The sequence below is a fragment of the Pseudoalteromonas sp. NZS100 genome (assembly GCF_015864815.1).
GTDB classification, from domain to species: Bacteria; Pseudomonadota; Gammaproteobacteria; order Enterobacterales; family Alteromonadaceae; genus Pseudoalteromonas; species Pseudoalteromonas distincta.
Genome location: NZ_JADYWM010000003.1, coordinates 330,441 through 345,861, shown reverse-complemented (window position 1 = coordinate 345,861; position 15,421 = coordinate 330,441). Strand labels below are relative to the sequence as shown.

13 protein-coding genes are annotated in these 15,421 nt (G+C 41.2%); 10 read left to right on the top strand and 3 right to left on the bottom strand.

The window, feature by feature from the left end; all coding sequences use genetic code 11:
- Nucleotides 1-17: 17 nt before the first annotated feature.
- Nucleotides 18-6,323: an Ig-like domain-containing protein gene (locus I6E69_RS05005; protein ID WP_197120768.1), complete on the top strand. Its 6,306-nt coding sequence runs from the start codon at nt 18-20 to the stop codon at nt 6,321-6,323.
- Between the two features lie 147 nt (nt 6,324-6,470).
- On the opposite strand, the gene flgN is transcribed toward I6E69_RS05005, so the two are convergent.
- From flgN to flgA, 3 genes are all read right to left on the bottom strand, one after another.
- Nucleotides 6,471-6,902 carry a flagellar protein FlgN gene (gene flgN, locus I6E69_RS05000; RefSeq protein ID WP_039484691.1) on the bottom strand — a complete coding sequence of 144 codons (432 nt, stop codon included), beginning with the start codon at nt 6,900-6,902 and terminating at the stop codon, nt 6,471-6,473.
- The gene (gene flgM, locus I6E69_RS04995; RefSeq protein ID WP_002959436.1) at nt 6,895-7,215 is read right to left on the bottom strand and encodes a flagellar biosynthesis anti-sigma factor FlgM; all 321 of its coding nucleotides are present in this window, start codon (nt 7,213-7,215) and stop codon (nt 6,895-6,897) included. Before flgM ends, flgN begins: the two co-directional genes overlap by 8 nt.
- A 76-nt stretch (nt 7,216-7,291) precedes the next feature.
- Nucleotides 7,292-7,999 (bottom strand): flagellar basal body P-ring formation chaperone FlgA, encoded by a 708-nt coding sequence (flgA, locus tag I6E69_RS04990; RefSeq protein WP_197120767.1) that lies wholly within the window; start codon nt 7,997-7,999, stop codon nt 7,292-7,294.
- 140 nt (nt 8,000-8,139) lie between these two features.
- On the opposite strand from flgA, the gene I6E69_RS04985 reads away from it, so the two are divergent.
- The 9 genes from I6E69_RS04985 (at nt 8,140) to flgH (ending at nt 15,421) form a co-directional block, all read left to right on the top strand.
- Nucleotides 8,140-9,072: a chemotaxis protein CheV gene (locus I6E69_RS04985; RefSeq protein ID WP_002959434.1), complete on the top strand. Its 933-nt coding sequence runs from the start codon at nt 8,140-8,142 to the stop codon at nt 9,070-9,072.
- 20 nt (nt 9,073-9,092) lie between these two features.
- On the top strand, nt 9,093-9,923 hold the full coding sequence (locus I6E69_RS04980; protein ID WP_039484688.1) for a protein-glutamate O-methyltransferase CheR: 831 nt from the start codon (nt 9,093-9,095) through the stop codon (nt 9,921-9,923).
- Between the two features lie 145 nt (nt 9,924-10,068).
- Nucleotides 10,069-10,476: a flagellar basal body rod protein FlgB gene (flgB, locus tag I6E69_RS04975; protein WP_002959431.1), complete on the top strand. Its 408-nt coding sequence runs from the start codon at nt 10,069-10,071 to the stop codon at nt 10,474-10,476.
- Nucleotides 10,477-10,481: 5 nt separating this feature from the next.
- On the top strand, nt 10,482-10,913 hold the full coding sequence (flgC, locus tag I6E69_RS04970; RefSeq protein ID WP_002959429.1) for a flagellar basal body rod protein FlgC: 432 nt from the start codon (nt 10,482-10,484) through the stop codon (nt 10,911-10,913).
- Between the two features lie 13 nt (nt 10,914-10,926).
- Nucleotides 10,927-11,607 (top strand): flagellar hook assembly protein FlgD, encoded by a 681-nt coding sequence (locus tag I6E69_RS04965; protein WP_039484684.1) that lies wholly within the window; start codon nt 10,927-10,929, stop codon nt 11,605-11,607.
- 58 nt (nt 11,608-11,665) lie between these two features.
- Entirely contained in the window at nt 11,666-13,009 is a 1,344-nt protein-coding gene (gene flgE / locus I6E69_RS04960) for a flagellar hook protein FlgE (RefSeq protein ID WP_138488697.1), read from the top strand.
- 157 nt (nt 13,010-13,166) lie between these two features.
- Nucleotides 13,167-13,910 carry a flagellar basal body rod protein FlgF gene (locus tag I6E69_RS04955; protein ID WP_007581863.1) on the top strand — a complete coding sequence of 248 codons (744 nt, stop codon included), beginning with the start codon at nt 13,167-13,169 and terminating at the stop codon, nt 13,908-13,910.
- A gap of 21 nt (nt 13,911-13,931) precedes the next feature.
- Nucleotides 13,932-14,720, top strand: coding sequence for a flagellar basal-body rod protein FlgG (flgG, locus tag I6E69_RS04950; RefSeq protein ID WP_002959420.1), 789 nt, complete (start codon nt 13,932-13,934; stop codon nt 14,718-14,720).
- A 17-nt stretch (nt 14,721-14,737) separates the two neighbouring features.
- Nucleotides 14,738-15,421: a flagellar basal body L-ring protein FlgH gene (gene flgH / locus I6E69_RS04945; RefSeq protein ID WP_002959418.1), complete on the top strand. Its 684-nt coding sequence runs from the start codon at nt 14,738-14,740 to the stop codon at nt 15,419-15,421.

Here is a 15,421-nt window from a genome sequence, read left to right as displayed (position 1 = left end):
CTGAAGGCACCTTTACAGTGAGCGCCAGTGTGAGCGATGCCGCAGGCAACGAAGCCACTGCCACAGGCACTGGTGAAATAGATACCATTGCACCGACCCTTGTACTTACCAGTCCAGGCTCAAGTAGCGACATCACCCCGACACTCAGCGGCACAAGCGATGCGGTTGAAGGCACGGTTATTAACTTCACGGTTATGGACGATCAAGGCAATAGACAAACCTTTACCACCACTGTGGATGCTGATGGCAACTTCTCAGTGGAAGTACCGACTGCCTTGGCAGAAGGACCATATAGCATCGAAGCAAGTATTAGCGATGTGGCAGGTAACAGCACCGATATTACCGGCAACGGCACCATTGATACCACAGCACCAAGTGTGAGTGTAGATGCGCCAGTATTAACAAACGACAGCACGCCCACAGTGACAGGCACCAGTGATGCACCTAACAGCACCATCACGGTGACGTTTACAGATGCAGCAAATGCTACTCAAAGCATTGATGTACAAACCGATGCCAATGGTAACTGGAGTGCGACACCAACAGGTACATTAGCTGAAGGTAATTACAGCGTCAGCGCCAGCATTACCGATGCGGCAGGCAACACTGGTACCGGCACTGACACTGGCGAAGTGGATATAACCGCTCCGGATCTTGAAATTATTCCATCGTTTTTATTAGGTAATTTAGTTTCTCTTTCGGGGGATTCTGATTTACCGGGAGGCTCTGTAATCACTATTACAGAGTACCTAGTTGGGGGATTAGTTGGTGCAACTTATACAGCGACAACAAATCCTGATGGTACGTGGGGGCTCGCAAACATAACAGTACCTTTACTAAACCTTGCCTATGTGACTGCCAGTGCAACGGATGCAGCTGGTAATGTAAGAACAATCAATACACTTGATTTTGATAACGTAGCACCAGAATTAACCGTTAGTGTCGATGCTTTATCTAATGATAGTACGCCAGTAATTAGCGGAACCACCGATATGGGGCAAGGCACTGTAATTAATATAACCGTGACTGATAGTGAAGGAGAAAGCCAAGCGTTTACTGCGACAGTTCAAGCCGGTGGCGACTGGTCTGTTGCTGTACCTGCAGAGCTAGCGCAAGGTCAATATACCGTTGTTGCAGAGGTTAGAGACAGTGTTGGTAACTTAACAACGCAGCAGGCTCAAGGTGAAATAGACAGTGTTGATCCTACATTAATTGTGAACGAAGTTAACGCGACAATAGATACAACACCTACAATTTCAGGCACAAGTAATGAGATAGGTGCAGATGTAAGCATTATTATTGGTGGTCAAACACTAACAGCAACTGTGGGTACTGATGGCAATTGGCAAGTAGATGTCCCCGTAGCACTTGTTGATGGTGATTATACGGCGCAAGTAAGCATTACCGATGACGCTAATAATACCAGCAGCACGACTATTGATTTAACAATTGATACCCAAGTACCTGTTATTGTACTTAATGACACAACTGTATTTAACACTAATACACCAATTATAAGTGGTACTTCAACTGAACCACAGAGTACGGTGGTCGATATAGTTATTACAGATAGCAACGGTGATATACATACTTTAACCGCAATAGTTGATGCTAGCGGCGATTGGCAAGTTACGGCGCCAAGCTTGCCTGATGGTAATTATGATGTAGAGGTAAGTATTACCGATGATGCTGGCAATCAAGGGGTGGATACAGGCTCTAGCTTTATTGATACTCAAGCACCAAGTATTACTATAAACGCATTAGGTACAATTAATGACAGCACGCCAACTATTTCAGGCACATCCAATGAACCTGAAAACACGAGTATTACAGTAACTGTGACCGATGGAGATAGTACCGAGACTTATACAACTGTTGTTGGTGCAGGTGGTGCTTGGACTGTAGATATTACAGATGCACTGACTGATGGTGAAGTTACAGTTTCTGCAAGTGTTACTGATGCCGCAGGGAATGAATCAGTTGCAAATAGTACCGCAATGTTAAATACCAATGCGCCTACAATTAATATTAATACAATTGTTGATACAAACGATCAAACACCAGCAATATCAGGCACAAGTAGTGCGGCAGATAATACAGAAATCACGGTTGTCATAACTGACGTTAATAACGTTTCACATACTGTAACTACAACTGTGGTAGGCGGGGTGTGGAGTGTTGATGCGACAGATATTCTACCTGAAGGTGAATTTACTGTTTCGGCAAGTGTAACTGAAGGAGGCTTAACGAGTAATACAACAGGTAGCGGTGTTATCGATTTAACTCCACCAGCCCTTAATATTACACCGCTTACAATTTCAAATGATACAACGCCAACAATTTCAGGCACAACTACAGCTCCACAAGGCGCCATAGTCGCTATTTTAATTACAGATAGCTTAGGTGTAGAGCAAACGGTTAATGCTACAGTTGGTGCAAATGGCACATGGTCAGTCGCTGCAAGTACAGAGTTGAGCGAGGGCACTTACACGGTTTTAGCTTCAACAACAGATACTGCAGGTAATCCTGTAAACACAAGTATTACAGGGGAAGTTGATATAACAGCACCTGTTGTGACTATTAACGATATTGTTGGAAGTACCGATCTAACTCCAAGTATTTCAGGGAGCGTGACAGGTGCCATGGTAGGTGATGCAGTTGCTGTGATATTTACCGATGCACTCGGGAATAAGCATACTGTAAATACAACAGTTCAAACGGGTGGTGTATGGTCTGTAGAGGCAACTAGCTCTCTATCACAAGGAGATTATTCAGTTGAAGTATTTGTTACTGACAGCGCGGGTAATACCGGGGACACAACAAATACAGCAACCATTGATACAATTGCTCCCGAAATTAGTATTGATCAAAGTTCATTAATACTAACTCAAGATAGCACTCCATTGATTACAGGTACGTCTAACGAGGCAAATACAAACGTTATTGTTACCTTTACTGATTCTGCTGGAGTTTCTCATCAAATTACCGTGCAAACGGATGCTAATGGAGACTGGCAAGCCGCTGCAGACAACGAATTAGCAGAAGGTGTTTACAGTGTTTCGGCAACGATTACTGATAGCGCAGGAAATACCTCTGTTGATAGTAAAACGGGTGGCGAAGTAGATACAGTAGGGCCAGAGCTTACTATTGTGCCTTCGTTCCTATTAGGTCAGTTGGTTTCTTTATCTGGCACATCTGATTTAGGAGAAGGTAAAACAGTCACTGTTAATTTAGAATTAGCAGGTGATTTGGCTAACTTAACATACGATGTAACAACTGATGCCAATGGCGATTGGGTGTTATTAGGCCTGGCAGTTAATATTATTGGCCTATCGGTTGTTGAAGCCTCTGCAACTGATGAAGCGGGTAACACCACCACTATAACTACGGCTGATGTAGATGCTTCAACGCCATTACTTAATGCGGTAGTTGACTTTACTACTGGCCAGGGAGATTTGCCGATAATTAGCGGTACGACCGACCAAGCCCCAGGCACCGAAGTGCTAGTGAGAGTGGTAGATAGCGAAAATGTAGTACAAGAGCTTACGGCTATAGTGCAGGCCGATAATACGTGGGCTGTGCAGGTTCCTCAATCATTGGCTGAAGGTACATTCAGCGTAACAGTTGACGTGTTAAGTGAAGTCGGTATTACTACCACGCAACTACTTACCGCAGTGGTGGATACAATATCGCCAACACTTGGCTTAGAGGTTATTGGCACAACATCAGACTCCACGCCAATTATCCAAGGTACCAGTGATTTAATTAATGGTGTTGTTGAAATACAACTTGATGGTGGTTCAGTTTTAACCACTACGGTTAATGCAGCTGGGTTATTTTCACTCGAGGTAGATGCACTAACTGAAGGGCAGCACGTTGCTAATGTGAGTATTACAGACGAAGCAGGTAATGTAGTAACTGATACGCTTGAATTCGTCGTTGATACGCTAGTACCAGTAGTTGGAATTTTACCACTGAGCATTAGCGATACCGATTTATTAACTATTTCAGGCACATCGGAAGAGCCTGAAGGTACAGACATTGACGTAACTGTTATTGGTAGCAATGGTGATGAAACAGTATTTGATGCTGTAGTTGGTAGTAATGGTACTTGGTCTCTAGTAACCACCAGCTTATCTGATGGTGTTTATGATGCGTATGCGAGTATTACTGATGCCGCAGGTAATACTGGGCAGTCAGCCATTGAACAAGTAACTATAGACACCATTCCACCAGCGTTAGAAATAGATGCGTTCGGAGTACTTAATACTCTAACACCAACAATTACAGGCTCTAGCGATGAGGAAGTAGGGAGTTTAATTACTGTAAATATCACTGACTCAACAGCCGCAGTACAAACAGTTACTACTACTGTTTTAGGAGATGGCACTTGGTCTGTCATTGCTTCTTTATTACCTGAAGGAGAAATTACAGTTGAGGCCATAAGTACCGATAGCGCTGGTAATACAACCACTGTAAATCAAATAGGTACTGTCAGTACAACCTTGCCAAGTTTGTTGATAAACCCAATAATTGATACAAGCGATACAACGCCTACGATTACAGGTACCACGGATGTATTAGCAGGTGATGTACAGGTAGTTATTACCGATAGTAGCGGTACAGCAACGACATATAACACCACAGCCATTGCCGGTGAATGGACTCTAATACCTACAACACCATTAGCTGAAGGCTCCTTTACTGTAAGTGCTACAGTTGAAGACTTAGGGCTTTCAAGCTCTACAAGTCTTGATGGAATAATTGATTTAACACCACCAACAGTTGAAGTTGATCAATTAACTGTAACCAATAACCCGCTACCGACTATAACAGGTATAAGTGATGCACCAGCAGGTACAAATGTGAGTGTTGTTATTACTGATGATAATAACGATTCACAAACTATTACCGCTCAAGTTGCAGGCAATGGCACATGGTCTGTAACAGCTACCAGCGCGCTTAGTGAAGGTGGTTTTAGTGCTACTGCGACAGTGAGTGATGCTGCGGGTAACTCATCAAGCGATACAATGGTGTCAAGCACAGACTACACTGCACCAATTATAGTGATAGACCCAATTACAGTAGGGCAAGATACAACGCCTACTGTTACGGGGTCAGTAACCGGAAGTTTTGCAGGTGAATTAGTAATCGTTACATTTACCGATTCTGCAGGCGCCACTCACAATGTTCAAACAAACGTTGGTGATGATGGAACCTGGAGTATTGAGGCTGAAGAGATGCTTAGTGAAGGTAATTACACTGTAGATGTAAGTATTGTTGATAGCGCAGGCAATATTGGTACGCTATCCACAAGTAGCGCAATTGACTCAGGTATTACAATTGATTCAGGATTGGTACTAACTACAGATCAAAACCCAGTTATAACAGGTACAGCCGCTCCTGGTGAGTTTGTAACGGTGACCTTTAGTGGCGCTACAGAGGCAACTGAAACAGTATTTGCTGATGCATCTGGTGAGTGGAGCGTAACAGCTAATACTACCTTAGCTGATGGGGCTTATACTGTAACAGCTGTAGCGACCGATAGTTCTGGAAACGCAACATCAAGCGGTAGTTTATCTGGATTGGTTGTTGATACTACACCACCTACAGTAAATGATTTTGAAGTTGATTATTTACTAGCTTCTATCACAGGTATAAAGCTAGCTGTTATAGGTTTTCACGGCACTACAGATGCTGAGCCTGGTACCACAGTTACTTTAGATAACTCGCTACTATTAGGTATAAGCGTTGGAAATGAAACAACGACAGTTCAAAGCGATGGAAGTTGGGCTTTTACAAGTGTGGATATAGATCTTTTAGCTTTACTAGGTAACGGTTTAAGAGATGTCAGAATTACATTTGAAGACGAAGCTGGTAATACCACAACCATTGATGGTGAAGGTACTGAAGTTGCTAGTATATCAGCAGCAGATTCAGCCTCCGGCGACACAATCCCTGAATCATTTAGTGAGGAGTCAGCATTAGGCGATACAACCCCTAATGAAGTTTCAAGCAACAACGTATTAAGCACTGAAACGATTGATTTAGGTAACTTGAGTGGTCTATCAACACCTGAGCAAACGGTGCAAGTGAGTTCGGCGGAGCCACTTAACATTAATGATGTAATCATTGATGAAGATGCAGAGCAGCTTATAGCGCTAAATACACTGGTTGAGGATGAAGGCTCTGCAATTGCTTATACTCCAGCTCAAAGTGGGGGAAGCATTGATGCAGCAGCACCTGCGGTTGATGTACAAAATCAATCGGAAGAGATGATTAAACAATTAATTGAAAGTAGTAATAATCAAACGGATATTTAATATCAATAAAGCCCTCTTAATTATTTTTTAAGGGGGCTTACATTATTAAGCAAATTGATATTATTTATAACGAAATTTAAGAACAAAGGACATTAAAAAAGCCTTATTGATTTATCAATAAGGCTTTTTTAATGTAAAATTTTGGGCTTACGCTTTTAAATTACGAACCAGTTTACTCTCGGTATTTACAGATTTACCGGCTTGGTCGTAGGTCATTGACGTTGGTGCGCCAATTAATATCTCTTTTAATTGTTTAACACTAAGTTGCGCTTGACGGGCAGCATGAGCATTAACATTATTTTGTTTTTGGCATTGTGCAAGTTGAGTTTTAACTTGGCTTATTAGCTCAGATATTTCAGGGCTTTGTGTATCGTTACTGGCAATTAGCTTACTTAGCTCTTTATCTAGAGTGCTTAGCTTAGTTAAAAAAGACATTTTTTGTTGGGCAATTTCTTTTAAACCAGCACCACGTCGTGAGGCAATAGCAGTAAGCTCATCGTTTAATAGCGTGTGTAAAGAGTCTAAACAACTTACTTGTTGGTTTAGCTTTACGCTAATTAAACTATTATGATCAGCCATACACGTTAAACTCAAAATCAGCTAAGTTTTTAGCAAGCTTTTCACTGTCCACTTGGTATTTACCTTCAGTTATTGCTTTTTTTAGCTCAGCAACTTTATCGCTGTCAAAGCCAGGCGATTGCTGTGCTTTATCTTGAAGCGTTTTTAATTGCTGCGCTTGCGGCGTTAAACTTACAGAATCACTTGCTGCTTTAGGCGAAGGGGCCTGAGCAGCTTGTGTATTTGCGTTATCTTTTTTTAAATCAACTTGTTGTTGCTTTGCATTTGTTAACGCATTAGCTTGTTGATTACTGCCATTAACTTGATTAACCATAATAATAAACCCGTATATTACCCAACTTATGCCATGTTATCGGCATATACGTAGGATACTTTAGTATAAATCTAAATTAAATATTCACCTGAACAGACTCTACACCATCTACTCGCGCATTTAAAACTTTACCTGATTTTTTGTTTTTTATTTGTATCTGTTCGCCCAAAGTACCGTCTTCTAAAGCAATACCTGTGGTTTTAATTCTAAGGCCCCTCAGGTTTGCGTAAATATTAACAGAGTCACCTTTACACACCATGCAAATTTGGTTTAGTAATACTGGCATACCACTTCTAATATTTCTTTTACTTCTACTACCTATTAGCATTGTGGGATCATCTAAGTACTGTATTCGTACAAAGTGAGTTGGTTTCATTTCAATACTTAAATGCGATTTAGTTATTACTTCACCGCGGGTTAAATTAGCAGTGGCAACAACAACAGGGGCCATTTCAACAACTCTTACATGAACGTATTGAGCCCACGTTTGCGCATCATTGCACTTGGCTTGTAAGGTTACTTGGCGGTTAAATGGTGGCTCATCGGATGTTGATAATTCAAGCTCTGTATTACAGACACGATCAGGAATGCGACTGTCTAAAGGCAGAGCACTTAATTCAGTATTAGTATTTTGTAATGTACCAATTTGCTCAGCTATGTAAGCAACGGCCATGTCTTGTAATAAATCTTTACTAAACACTTTAGCTTGCAAAGGGAATACAAAGCACAAGCTAGTAACAAAATAAAAAACACTGTATCTTCTGATTTTTTTTAACAAACTCATAATGTTTCGACTATGCTTATGGTTTCAAACAGGGTATAAATATTTTGCGTCAAAAAGTAGACGCACCCGCGATGTTATGTAGCTTTATAAATAGAAAGCAATTATCGTTCCGTATTATTTGTTTTCTTTAGGAGATTTGAATGGCAGGCATTTTAGACTCAGTAAACCAACGCACACAGTTGGTTGGGCAGAACCGCCTAGAATTACTTTTATTTAAGCTCAGAGGGCGTCAGCGTTTTGGTATTAATGTATTCAAAGTGAGAGAAGTGCTGCAATGCCCTCCACTAACAAGCATGCCAAAATCTAATCCGTATATTCGTGGTGTTGCACATATTCGTGGTCAAACCATTTCGGTTATTGATTTATCAATGGCTGTAGGTGGGCGCCCAATCGACAACATTAAAGACAGCTTTATAATCATTGCTGAATACAACCGCTCTGTGCAAGGGTTTTTAGTGGGCGGAGTTGAACGTATTGTAAATATGAATTGGGAAAAAATAATGCCACCGCCATCAGGCGCCGGACGTTATTCATATTTAACAGCAGTGACCGAAATCGAAAATGAATTAGTCGAGATTCTCGATGTAGAAAAAATTCTCAACGAAATTTGTCCAGTAAACACAGAAGTAAGTGCTGAAGTTGCACAAAGTGGCGATATTCAAAGAGATTTAGGCGAACGTATCGTATTTATTGCAGATGACTCTGCTGTTGCGCGTAATCAAGTTAAACGGGCCTTAGAGCCGCTAGGTGTTCAAACAGAGCTTGCTAAAAATGGTAAGGAAGCTTTAATTAGGCTTAAAGAAATAGCAGAGCTTGATTGTAAAAATGATATTACAGAGCGAGTAGCATTACTTATCTCAGACGTTGAAATGCCAGAAATGGACGGCTATACCTTAACAGCTGAAATAAAAGCAGATCCCAAACTTGCACCTTTGCATGTTATTTTGCATACCTCTTTGAGTGGTGTTTTCAACCAAGCGATGATTGAAAAAGTAGGGGCAGATGACTTTATTGCTAAATTTAACCCAGATGAATTAGCAACAGCGGTTAAAAAGTGGGTTCATTGTGATTAACAAAAATAGGTGCTACTAACTTGAATAATAAAGATTTGCAGCAAAGTGAATACGACCAGTTTCGTTCGTTTTTAGAGCAGCAATGCGGCATTGTTTTAGGTGAAAATAAACAGTATTTAGTTAAAAGCCGACTTGCTCCGTTAATGACTCGATTTAATGTGGGATCTTTATCGGAATTGGTTAGTAAAACTCTAGGGCCTCACGAGCGGCAATTAAGAGCCGCTGTTGTTGATGCAATGACCACCAACGAAACTTTGTGGTTTAGAGATCAATACCCATTTGAGTTGCTCCAAAACAAGCTTTTCCCTGAATTTAAAGATTTAAGAAGACCTTTAAAAATTTGGTCTGCTGCCAGTTCGTCAGGCCAAGAACCTTATTCAATAGCTATGTCGGTTGCTGAATTTAGTGCTAAGCAACCAGGTGTGCTTCGTATGGGGGCACAAATTATTGGTACCGACATATCTAATACCATGCTTGATATGTGTAAAAATGCAGAGTATGACGCGTTGGCACTTGCCAGAGGGTTATCTGCAGAGCGTCGTAAAAAGTTTTTTAAAGACAGCGGCAACGGTATGGCACAAGTAAACGATACAATAAAAAAACAAGTTAGTTTTAGGCATTTAAATCTGCTTGATTCTTACGCGTTAATGGGCAAGTTTGATATTATTTTTTGCCGAAATGTACTAATTTATTTTGCGCCTGAAATAAAAGCTAAAATTATTAACCAGTTTGCACAAGCGTTAAATCCAAACGGTTACCTATTTTTAGGCGCGTCAGAGTCCCTAACTGGCCTAAGTACTGAATTTGATATGGTTAGGTGCAACCCTGGTATTATTTACCAAAAGAAGTGATTAAGCTAACTCCCTTCCCTAAAACGGCGCACCTAGCGTCGTTTTTCTATTTAGATACATAGTCTTATAAAAATATAGCATGCTCTAATATTAATGGCTTATTTTTTGCTTTATTAATGGGTAAGTCAATTTTTTGGAGAAGGTTATGGCTATCAGTTTTGATAAAGCATTAGGTGTGCATCCGCAAGCCATGTTGATCCGTTCACAGCGAGCAGAATTAATTGCAACTAATATAGCTAACGCTGATACGCCTGGCTATAAAGCAAAAGATATTGATTTTGCCTCTGCTTTAAAAGCGGCAAGGTCAACCCAGCAAAGCGGCAATACTATGGTAAGAACTAATGATAAACACATTGGTGGAGGTACTCATAGTATGGGCAGTTCAGAATCATTTCGTTTGCCAAATCAATCAGATACTGGTGATGGTAACTCGGTTGATATACAAGTGGAACGAAACTTGTATACACAGAATGCTATGGAGTATCAGGCCAGCTTGCAGTTCTTAAGCGGCAAATTTAAAGGCCTGAATAAAGCTCTCGGTAGTCAAGGATAAAAATTATGAGTTTATATAATGTTTTCGATATTGCAGGTTCGGGTATGAGCGCACAAAACGTTCGCTTAAATACGACAGCTAGTAATATTTCTAATGCTAATACCATTAGTTCATCTCAAGACAAAACGTACCGAGCGCGCCAACCTGTATTTGCGGCTGAGCTAACAAAGGCTTCAGCATCAGTAAGTAACCAGCAGGGCTCCGCAGTTGGTGTTAAAGTTTTGGGCATTGTTGAAAGCGATGCGCCATTGCAAATTGAATATAACCCAAACCATCCAAGTGCGGATGAAAATGGCTATATCTATAAACCCAACGTTAATGTTGTAGAGGAGATGGCAAATATGATTTCTGCCTCTCGTTCTTACCAAACAAACGTGCAAGTTGCTGATGCAGCTAAGCAAATGCTAAGTAAAACACTGTTGCTAGGGCAGCGGTAACCGAGGGTAGGTTATGAGTAACGATATTAGTACATCTTCATCCTATTTAGACTCTTTGCGTTGGCAAGAATCGCAAGTAGCGACCAGCGACAATGAGAGTGATGCGTTAACGCAAGAAGACTTTTTTTCTTTGTTAACTCAGCAATTATCGTATCAGGATCCCAGTAACCCTGCGGATAACGATCAAATGATTGCTCAAATGACTAGCTTTACGATGGCGCAAGGTATCAGTGATTTGAATTCAAATTTTGATACGTTGGCTACTTCGATGACATCAAACTCAGCCCTGCAAGCTTCAACGCTTGTTGGCAAGCAGGCTTTACTAGAGTCAAATACTGTTGATTTAAATGAATCAGGTGATGCTAAAGGGTCTATCGTTGCTGAAAGTGCAGTTGAAAGCTTAACACTTAGTGTAACTGACGCTTCAGGACAGCTAGTGAGAACAATTGATATGGGTTCTCAGCCTGCGGGCGCTGTTCGCTTCGCTTGGGATGGTAATAATGAAAGCGGTGAGCGTTTACCTGAAGGGGAATACACATTATCGGCACAAGGTAGTACCAATGGCCAGTTTTCTAGCTTGCCTATTGCAACTTTCAAAAATATTGAAAGTGTAAACATTAACGGCTCAAGCGGCATCATTGTGAACACCAAAGAAGGTGCGGTTAGGTTAACCGACATTGCAGAAATCGCGTAACAAATTTAATATTTCTTGCCTGCCAGCAGGCCACAGATTAACAGGTTAGAGGTGAATTATGAGCTTCAATATTGCATTAACCGGCCTAGCTGCCGCACAAAAAGATTTAGACGTAACTGCAAATAATATTGCAAACGTAAATACAACAGGTTTTAAAGAGTCACGCGCTGAGTTTGCCGATGTTTACGCTTCATCAGTATTTAGCTCTGGTAAGACTAAAAATGGTGATGGTGTTCAAACCGCTATGGTTGCACAGCAGTTTCATCAAGGCTCACTGCAATTTACAAATAACTCACTTGATTTGGCTATCACTGGTGAAGGTTATTTCGCGATGAGTGAAGACTTAGGTTCTCAAGATTTTTCTTACACTCGTGCAGGTGCATTCAAATTAAATGAAGATAATTTTGTAGTAGATGCCAAAGGTAATTTTTTACAAGGTTTCCCTGTTGATGAAGCTACAGGTGCCACTACATCAGTAAGTTTGAGTACTTCATCACCATTACAGATACCGGATTCGTCTGGTTCTCCTCGCGCAACAAGTAAAGTGTACTCATCATTTAACTTAGATTCACGAGAAACTCAACCTACAGTAACTCCTTTTGATTCAAGTACGAGTGCTTCTTATAATAGTTCTACATCAACTACAGTTTATGACTCATTAGGTGAGCCACATGTTTTACAGCTTTTCTTTGTAAAGCAAGACCCAACGACAACACCAAATCAATGGCAAGTTTATGGAACTTTAGACGGGAAAAATTTTGGGACAGATGGAGTTGAAACAGTCGCAGGTTCACATACTCCTATAGATACTTTTGAATTTACATCAGCAGGTTTGCCTAATGTAACATCACCGGCTACAACTTTTGATGATATAGACTTATCTTCTGATGCGACTACAGGTTTGACTTCTCTTTTGACTAATGGTGCAAGTTTTCCTGATGATGTGTCAGTCAGTTGGCGTGATGAAGCGGGAACCAGTAATAAAGTTCCCACTCAGTATGCAGGTAACTTTGAAGTAAAAGCGCTTGAGCAAGACGGTGCTACTGTTGGCCGTTTAGCCGGTATTGATATTGGTACTGATGGTAAAGTAGTTGCATCTTACAGTAATGGTGACTCAACTTTTCTAGGTCAAGTCGCTATGGTTCGTTTTTCTAACTCACAAGGCTTACAGCAAGTCGGTGATACCGCTTGGAAAAAAAGTTTAACATCTGGTGATCCAATTGCAGGCGAACCAGGATCAGGTACTTTAGGATCGATCAATTCATCAGCGCTTGAGCAATCAAATACAAACCTTACTAATGAACTAGTAGACTTAATTACTGCACAGCGTAATTACCAAGCAAACTCACGTGCGCTTGAAGTTAACTCAACTATTCAGCAAAGTATTTTGCAGATTCGATAAGCTAAACCCCATTAAATATATTAGGCTGCACTTTTGCAGCCTTTTTTGTAAGTCCTCTTTGTAAGCCCTTCTAAAAACCTCTCAATGTTGCGTCAAATTTAATCTGGCACCTATTTTGCATTTATAAGTTCAGAGATTTTTTATGTGAGTCGATACTATGGACAAAATGGTCTACATTGCGGCCTCTGGCGCTAAGCAAAGCCTACAAGGGCTTGCGCTTAAAGCCAATAATTTGGCGAATGCAAATACAACAGGATTTAAAGCTGACTTTGCCCAGGCGCGTTCTATGCAAGCGTTTGGCGAAGGTTTGCCTACACGTGTATTTTCAATGCAAGAGCGTCCGGGTTCAAACATGGTATCGGGTGGCATTGTGCAAACCGGGCGAGACTTAGATATCGCAATGAGCGATAACGCATGGCTTGCTGTGCAAGATGCCTCCGGTAATGAAGCTTACACAAAAGTGGGTACGTTAAACGTTACTGCTCAAGGCATGCTTGTAACCAGTCATGGTCGTCAAGTTATTGGCGAAGGGGGACCTGTAATTTTACCCGTCCCAGTCGAAAAAATAGGGTTTAGCCAAGATGGCGCTATTCAAGTTCGACCACAAGGCGCTCCCGCTAACTTTTTAGAAGAAATCGACACGCTTAGAGTGGTAGAAGCAAATAGCTCACAGCTCGAAAAAGGTAACGACGGTTTATTTAGACCAAAAGCAAATGTAACAGTAGATACCTCTGCCAATGTAAAAGTTTTAAGTGGTTCGCTTGAAATGTCGAATGTGAATCCGGTTCACGAAATGGTCGACATGATAAGCCACCAGCGCCAATTTGAATTACAAGTGAAATTAATGAAAACAGCTGAAGAAATTGACGAGCGTCAAGATCAGTTATTACGCATAGTTTAACTTTAAAGTGAGGACACGATTATGAATCCAGCATTGTGGATCAGTAAAACTGGGCTAGACGCTCAACAAACCGATATATCGGTTATCTCAAATAATTTAGCGAATGCGAGTACCGTAGGTTACAAAAAAAGCCGCGCTATATTTGAAGATTTACTTTATCAAAATATTAATCAACCGGGTGGTCGTTCATCGCAAGATACCGAAATGCCGTCGGGCTTAATGTTAGGTGCGGGTGCTAAAGTTGTAGCTAACCAAAAAGAGTTTACGCAAGGCAACATGTTGACCACCGAAAACTCACTAGATTGGATGATTTCTGGCGAAGGTTTTTTTGAAGTACTGCAACCAGATGGCAATATTGCTTACTCACGCAATGGTCAGTTTACTACTGATGGCGATGGACGAATTGTAACATCGGGCGCAGGTTACGTTATTCAGCCAGAAATGAATGTACCTGATGACGCGCAATCAATTACGGTTTCGCAAGACGGCGAAGTATCTGTGCGTGTTGCAGGCCAAGCCGATAACGTTGTAATTGGTCAGCTGACTATTAGTGACTTTATTAATCCATCGGGTCTTGAGCCAATTGGTCAAAACCTTTATACCGAAACGGCTGTAAGTGGTGCGCCTGTACAAGGTAATCCTGGTGTTGAAGGGTTAGGTAGTATTATTCAAGGCTCACTCGAAACTTCAAACGTAAATGTGACTGAAGAGCTGGTAAATCTAATAGAAACTCAGCGTATTTACGAAATGAACTCAAAAGTAATTTCGGCCGTTGACGAAATGATGAGTTATATCAATCAACAGCTTTAATAGAGTAGGGGGGAATTATGCGTAATATTATTTTATTTGCAGCGGGCACATTATTTTTAAGTGGCTGTATGTCTACGCAAAATAGTGAGGTAGTGCAGGACGACCCTTACTACGCACCTATGTACCCCGAGCCTATTCTCGAGCCGCTGGTAGCCACAGGTTCATTGTTTAATACTCATACATCAAACGACTTATATTCTGATAAAAAAGCGCTACGTACTGGCGATATAATTACGGTTAAATTGCAAGAGTCTACTCAAGCAACAAAAGCCGCTAAAACAGAAACAGACAAAGAAACCGACGCAAGCTTAGACCCAGTGATTGGCTTAGGTGGTCTACCTGTAAATATAGGTGGCGATAGTATTCAGTTTGGTATTGGTAGTGATTCGTCGTTTACGGGCGATTCAAAATCTAACCAGTCAAACAGCTTAGTGGGCGATATTTCGGTTAATGTTATGCGCGTTTTACCTAATGGTAACTTAGTTATACGCGGCGAAAAATGGCTAACGCTTAATACTGGCGAAGAGTTTATTCGTTTAGAAGGGCTAGTACGCCCTCAAGACGTAAGCGCCGATAATACGGTTGAATCAAATCGTATCGCTAATGCACGTATTCAATACTCAGGTAAAGGGCAAACGCAAGAGGCGCAAAGTCCTGGTTGGCTTACACGTTTCTTTAGCAGTTCGCTGTTTCCATTTTAG

Excerpts from the sequence above, each read along its gene's own strand:
- flgE (WP_138488697.1), top strand. The coding sequence starts at position 11,666 with ATGAGCTTCAATATTGCATTAACCGGCCTAGCTGCCGCACAAAAAGAT.
- flgG (WP_002959420.1), top strand. The coding sequence starts at position 13,932 with ATGAATCCAGCATTGTGGATCAGTAAAACTGGGCTAGACGCTCAACAA.
- flgC (WP_002959429.1), top strand. The coding sequence starts at position 10,482 with ATGAGTTTATATAATGTTTTCGATATTGCAGGTTCGGGTATGAGCGCA.
- flgA (WP_197120767.1), bottom strand. The coding sequence starts at position 7,999 with ATGAGTTTGTTAAAAAAAATCAGAAGATACAGTGTTTTTTATTTTGTT.
- flgB (WP_002959431.1), top strand. The coding sequence starts at position 10,069 with ATGGCTATCAGTTTTGATAAAGCATTAGGTGTGCATCCGCAAGCCATG.
- flgN (WP_039484691.1), bottom strand. The coding sequence starts at position 6,902 with ATGGCTGATCATAATAGTTTAATTAGCGTAAAGCTAAACCAACAAGTA.
- I6E69_RS04955 (WP_007581863.1), top strand. The coding sequence starts at position 13,167 with ATGGACAAAATGGTCTACATTGCGGCCTCTGGCGCTAAGCAAAGCCTA.
- I6E69_RS04965 (WP_039484684.1), top strand. The coding sequence starts at position 10,927 with ATGAGTAACGATATTAGTACATCTTCATCCTATTTAGACTCTTTGCGT.
- flgH (WP_002959418.1), top strand. The coding sequence starts at position 14,738 with ATGCGTAATATTATTTTATTTGCAGCGGGCACATTATTTTTAAGTGGC.
- flgM (WP_002959436.1), bottom strand. The coding sequence starts at position 7,215 with ATGGTTAATCAAGTTAATGGCAGTAATCAACAAGCTAATGCGTTAACA.
- I6E69_RS04985 (WP_002959434.1), top strand. The coding sequence starts at position 8,140 with ATGGCAGGCATTTTAGACTCAGTAAACCAACGCACACAGTTGGTTGGG.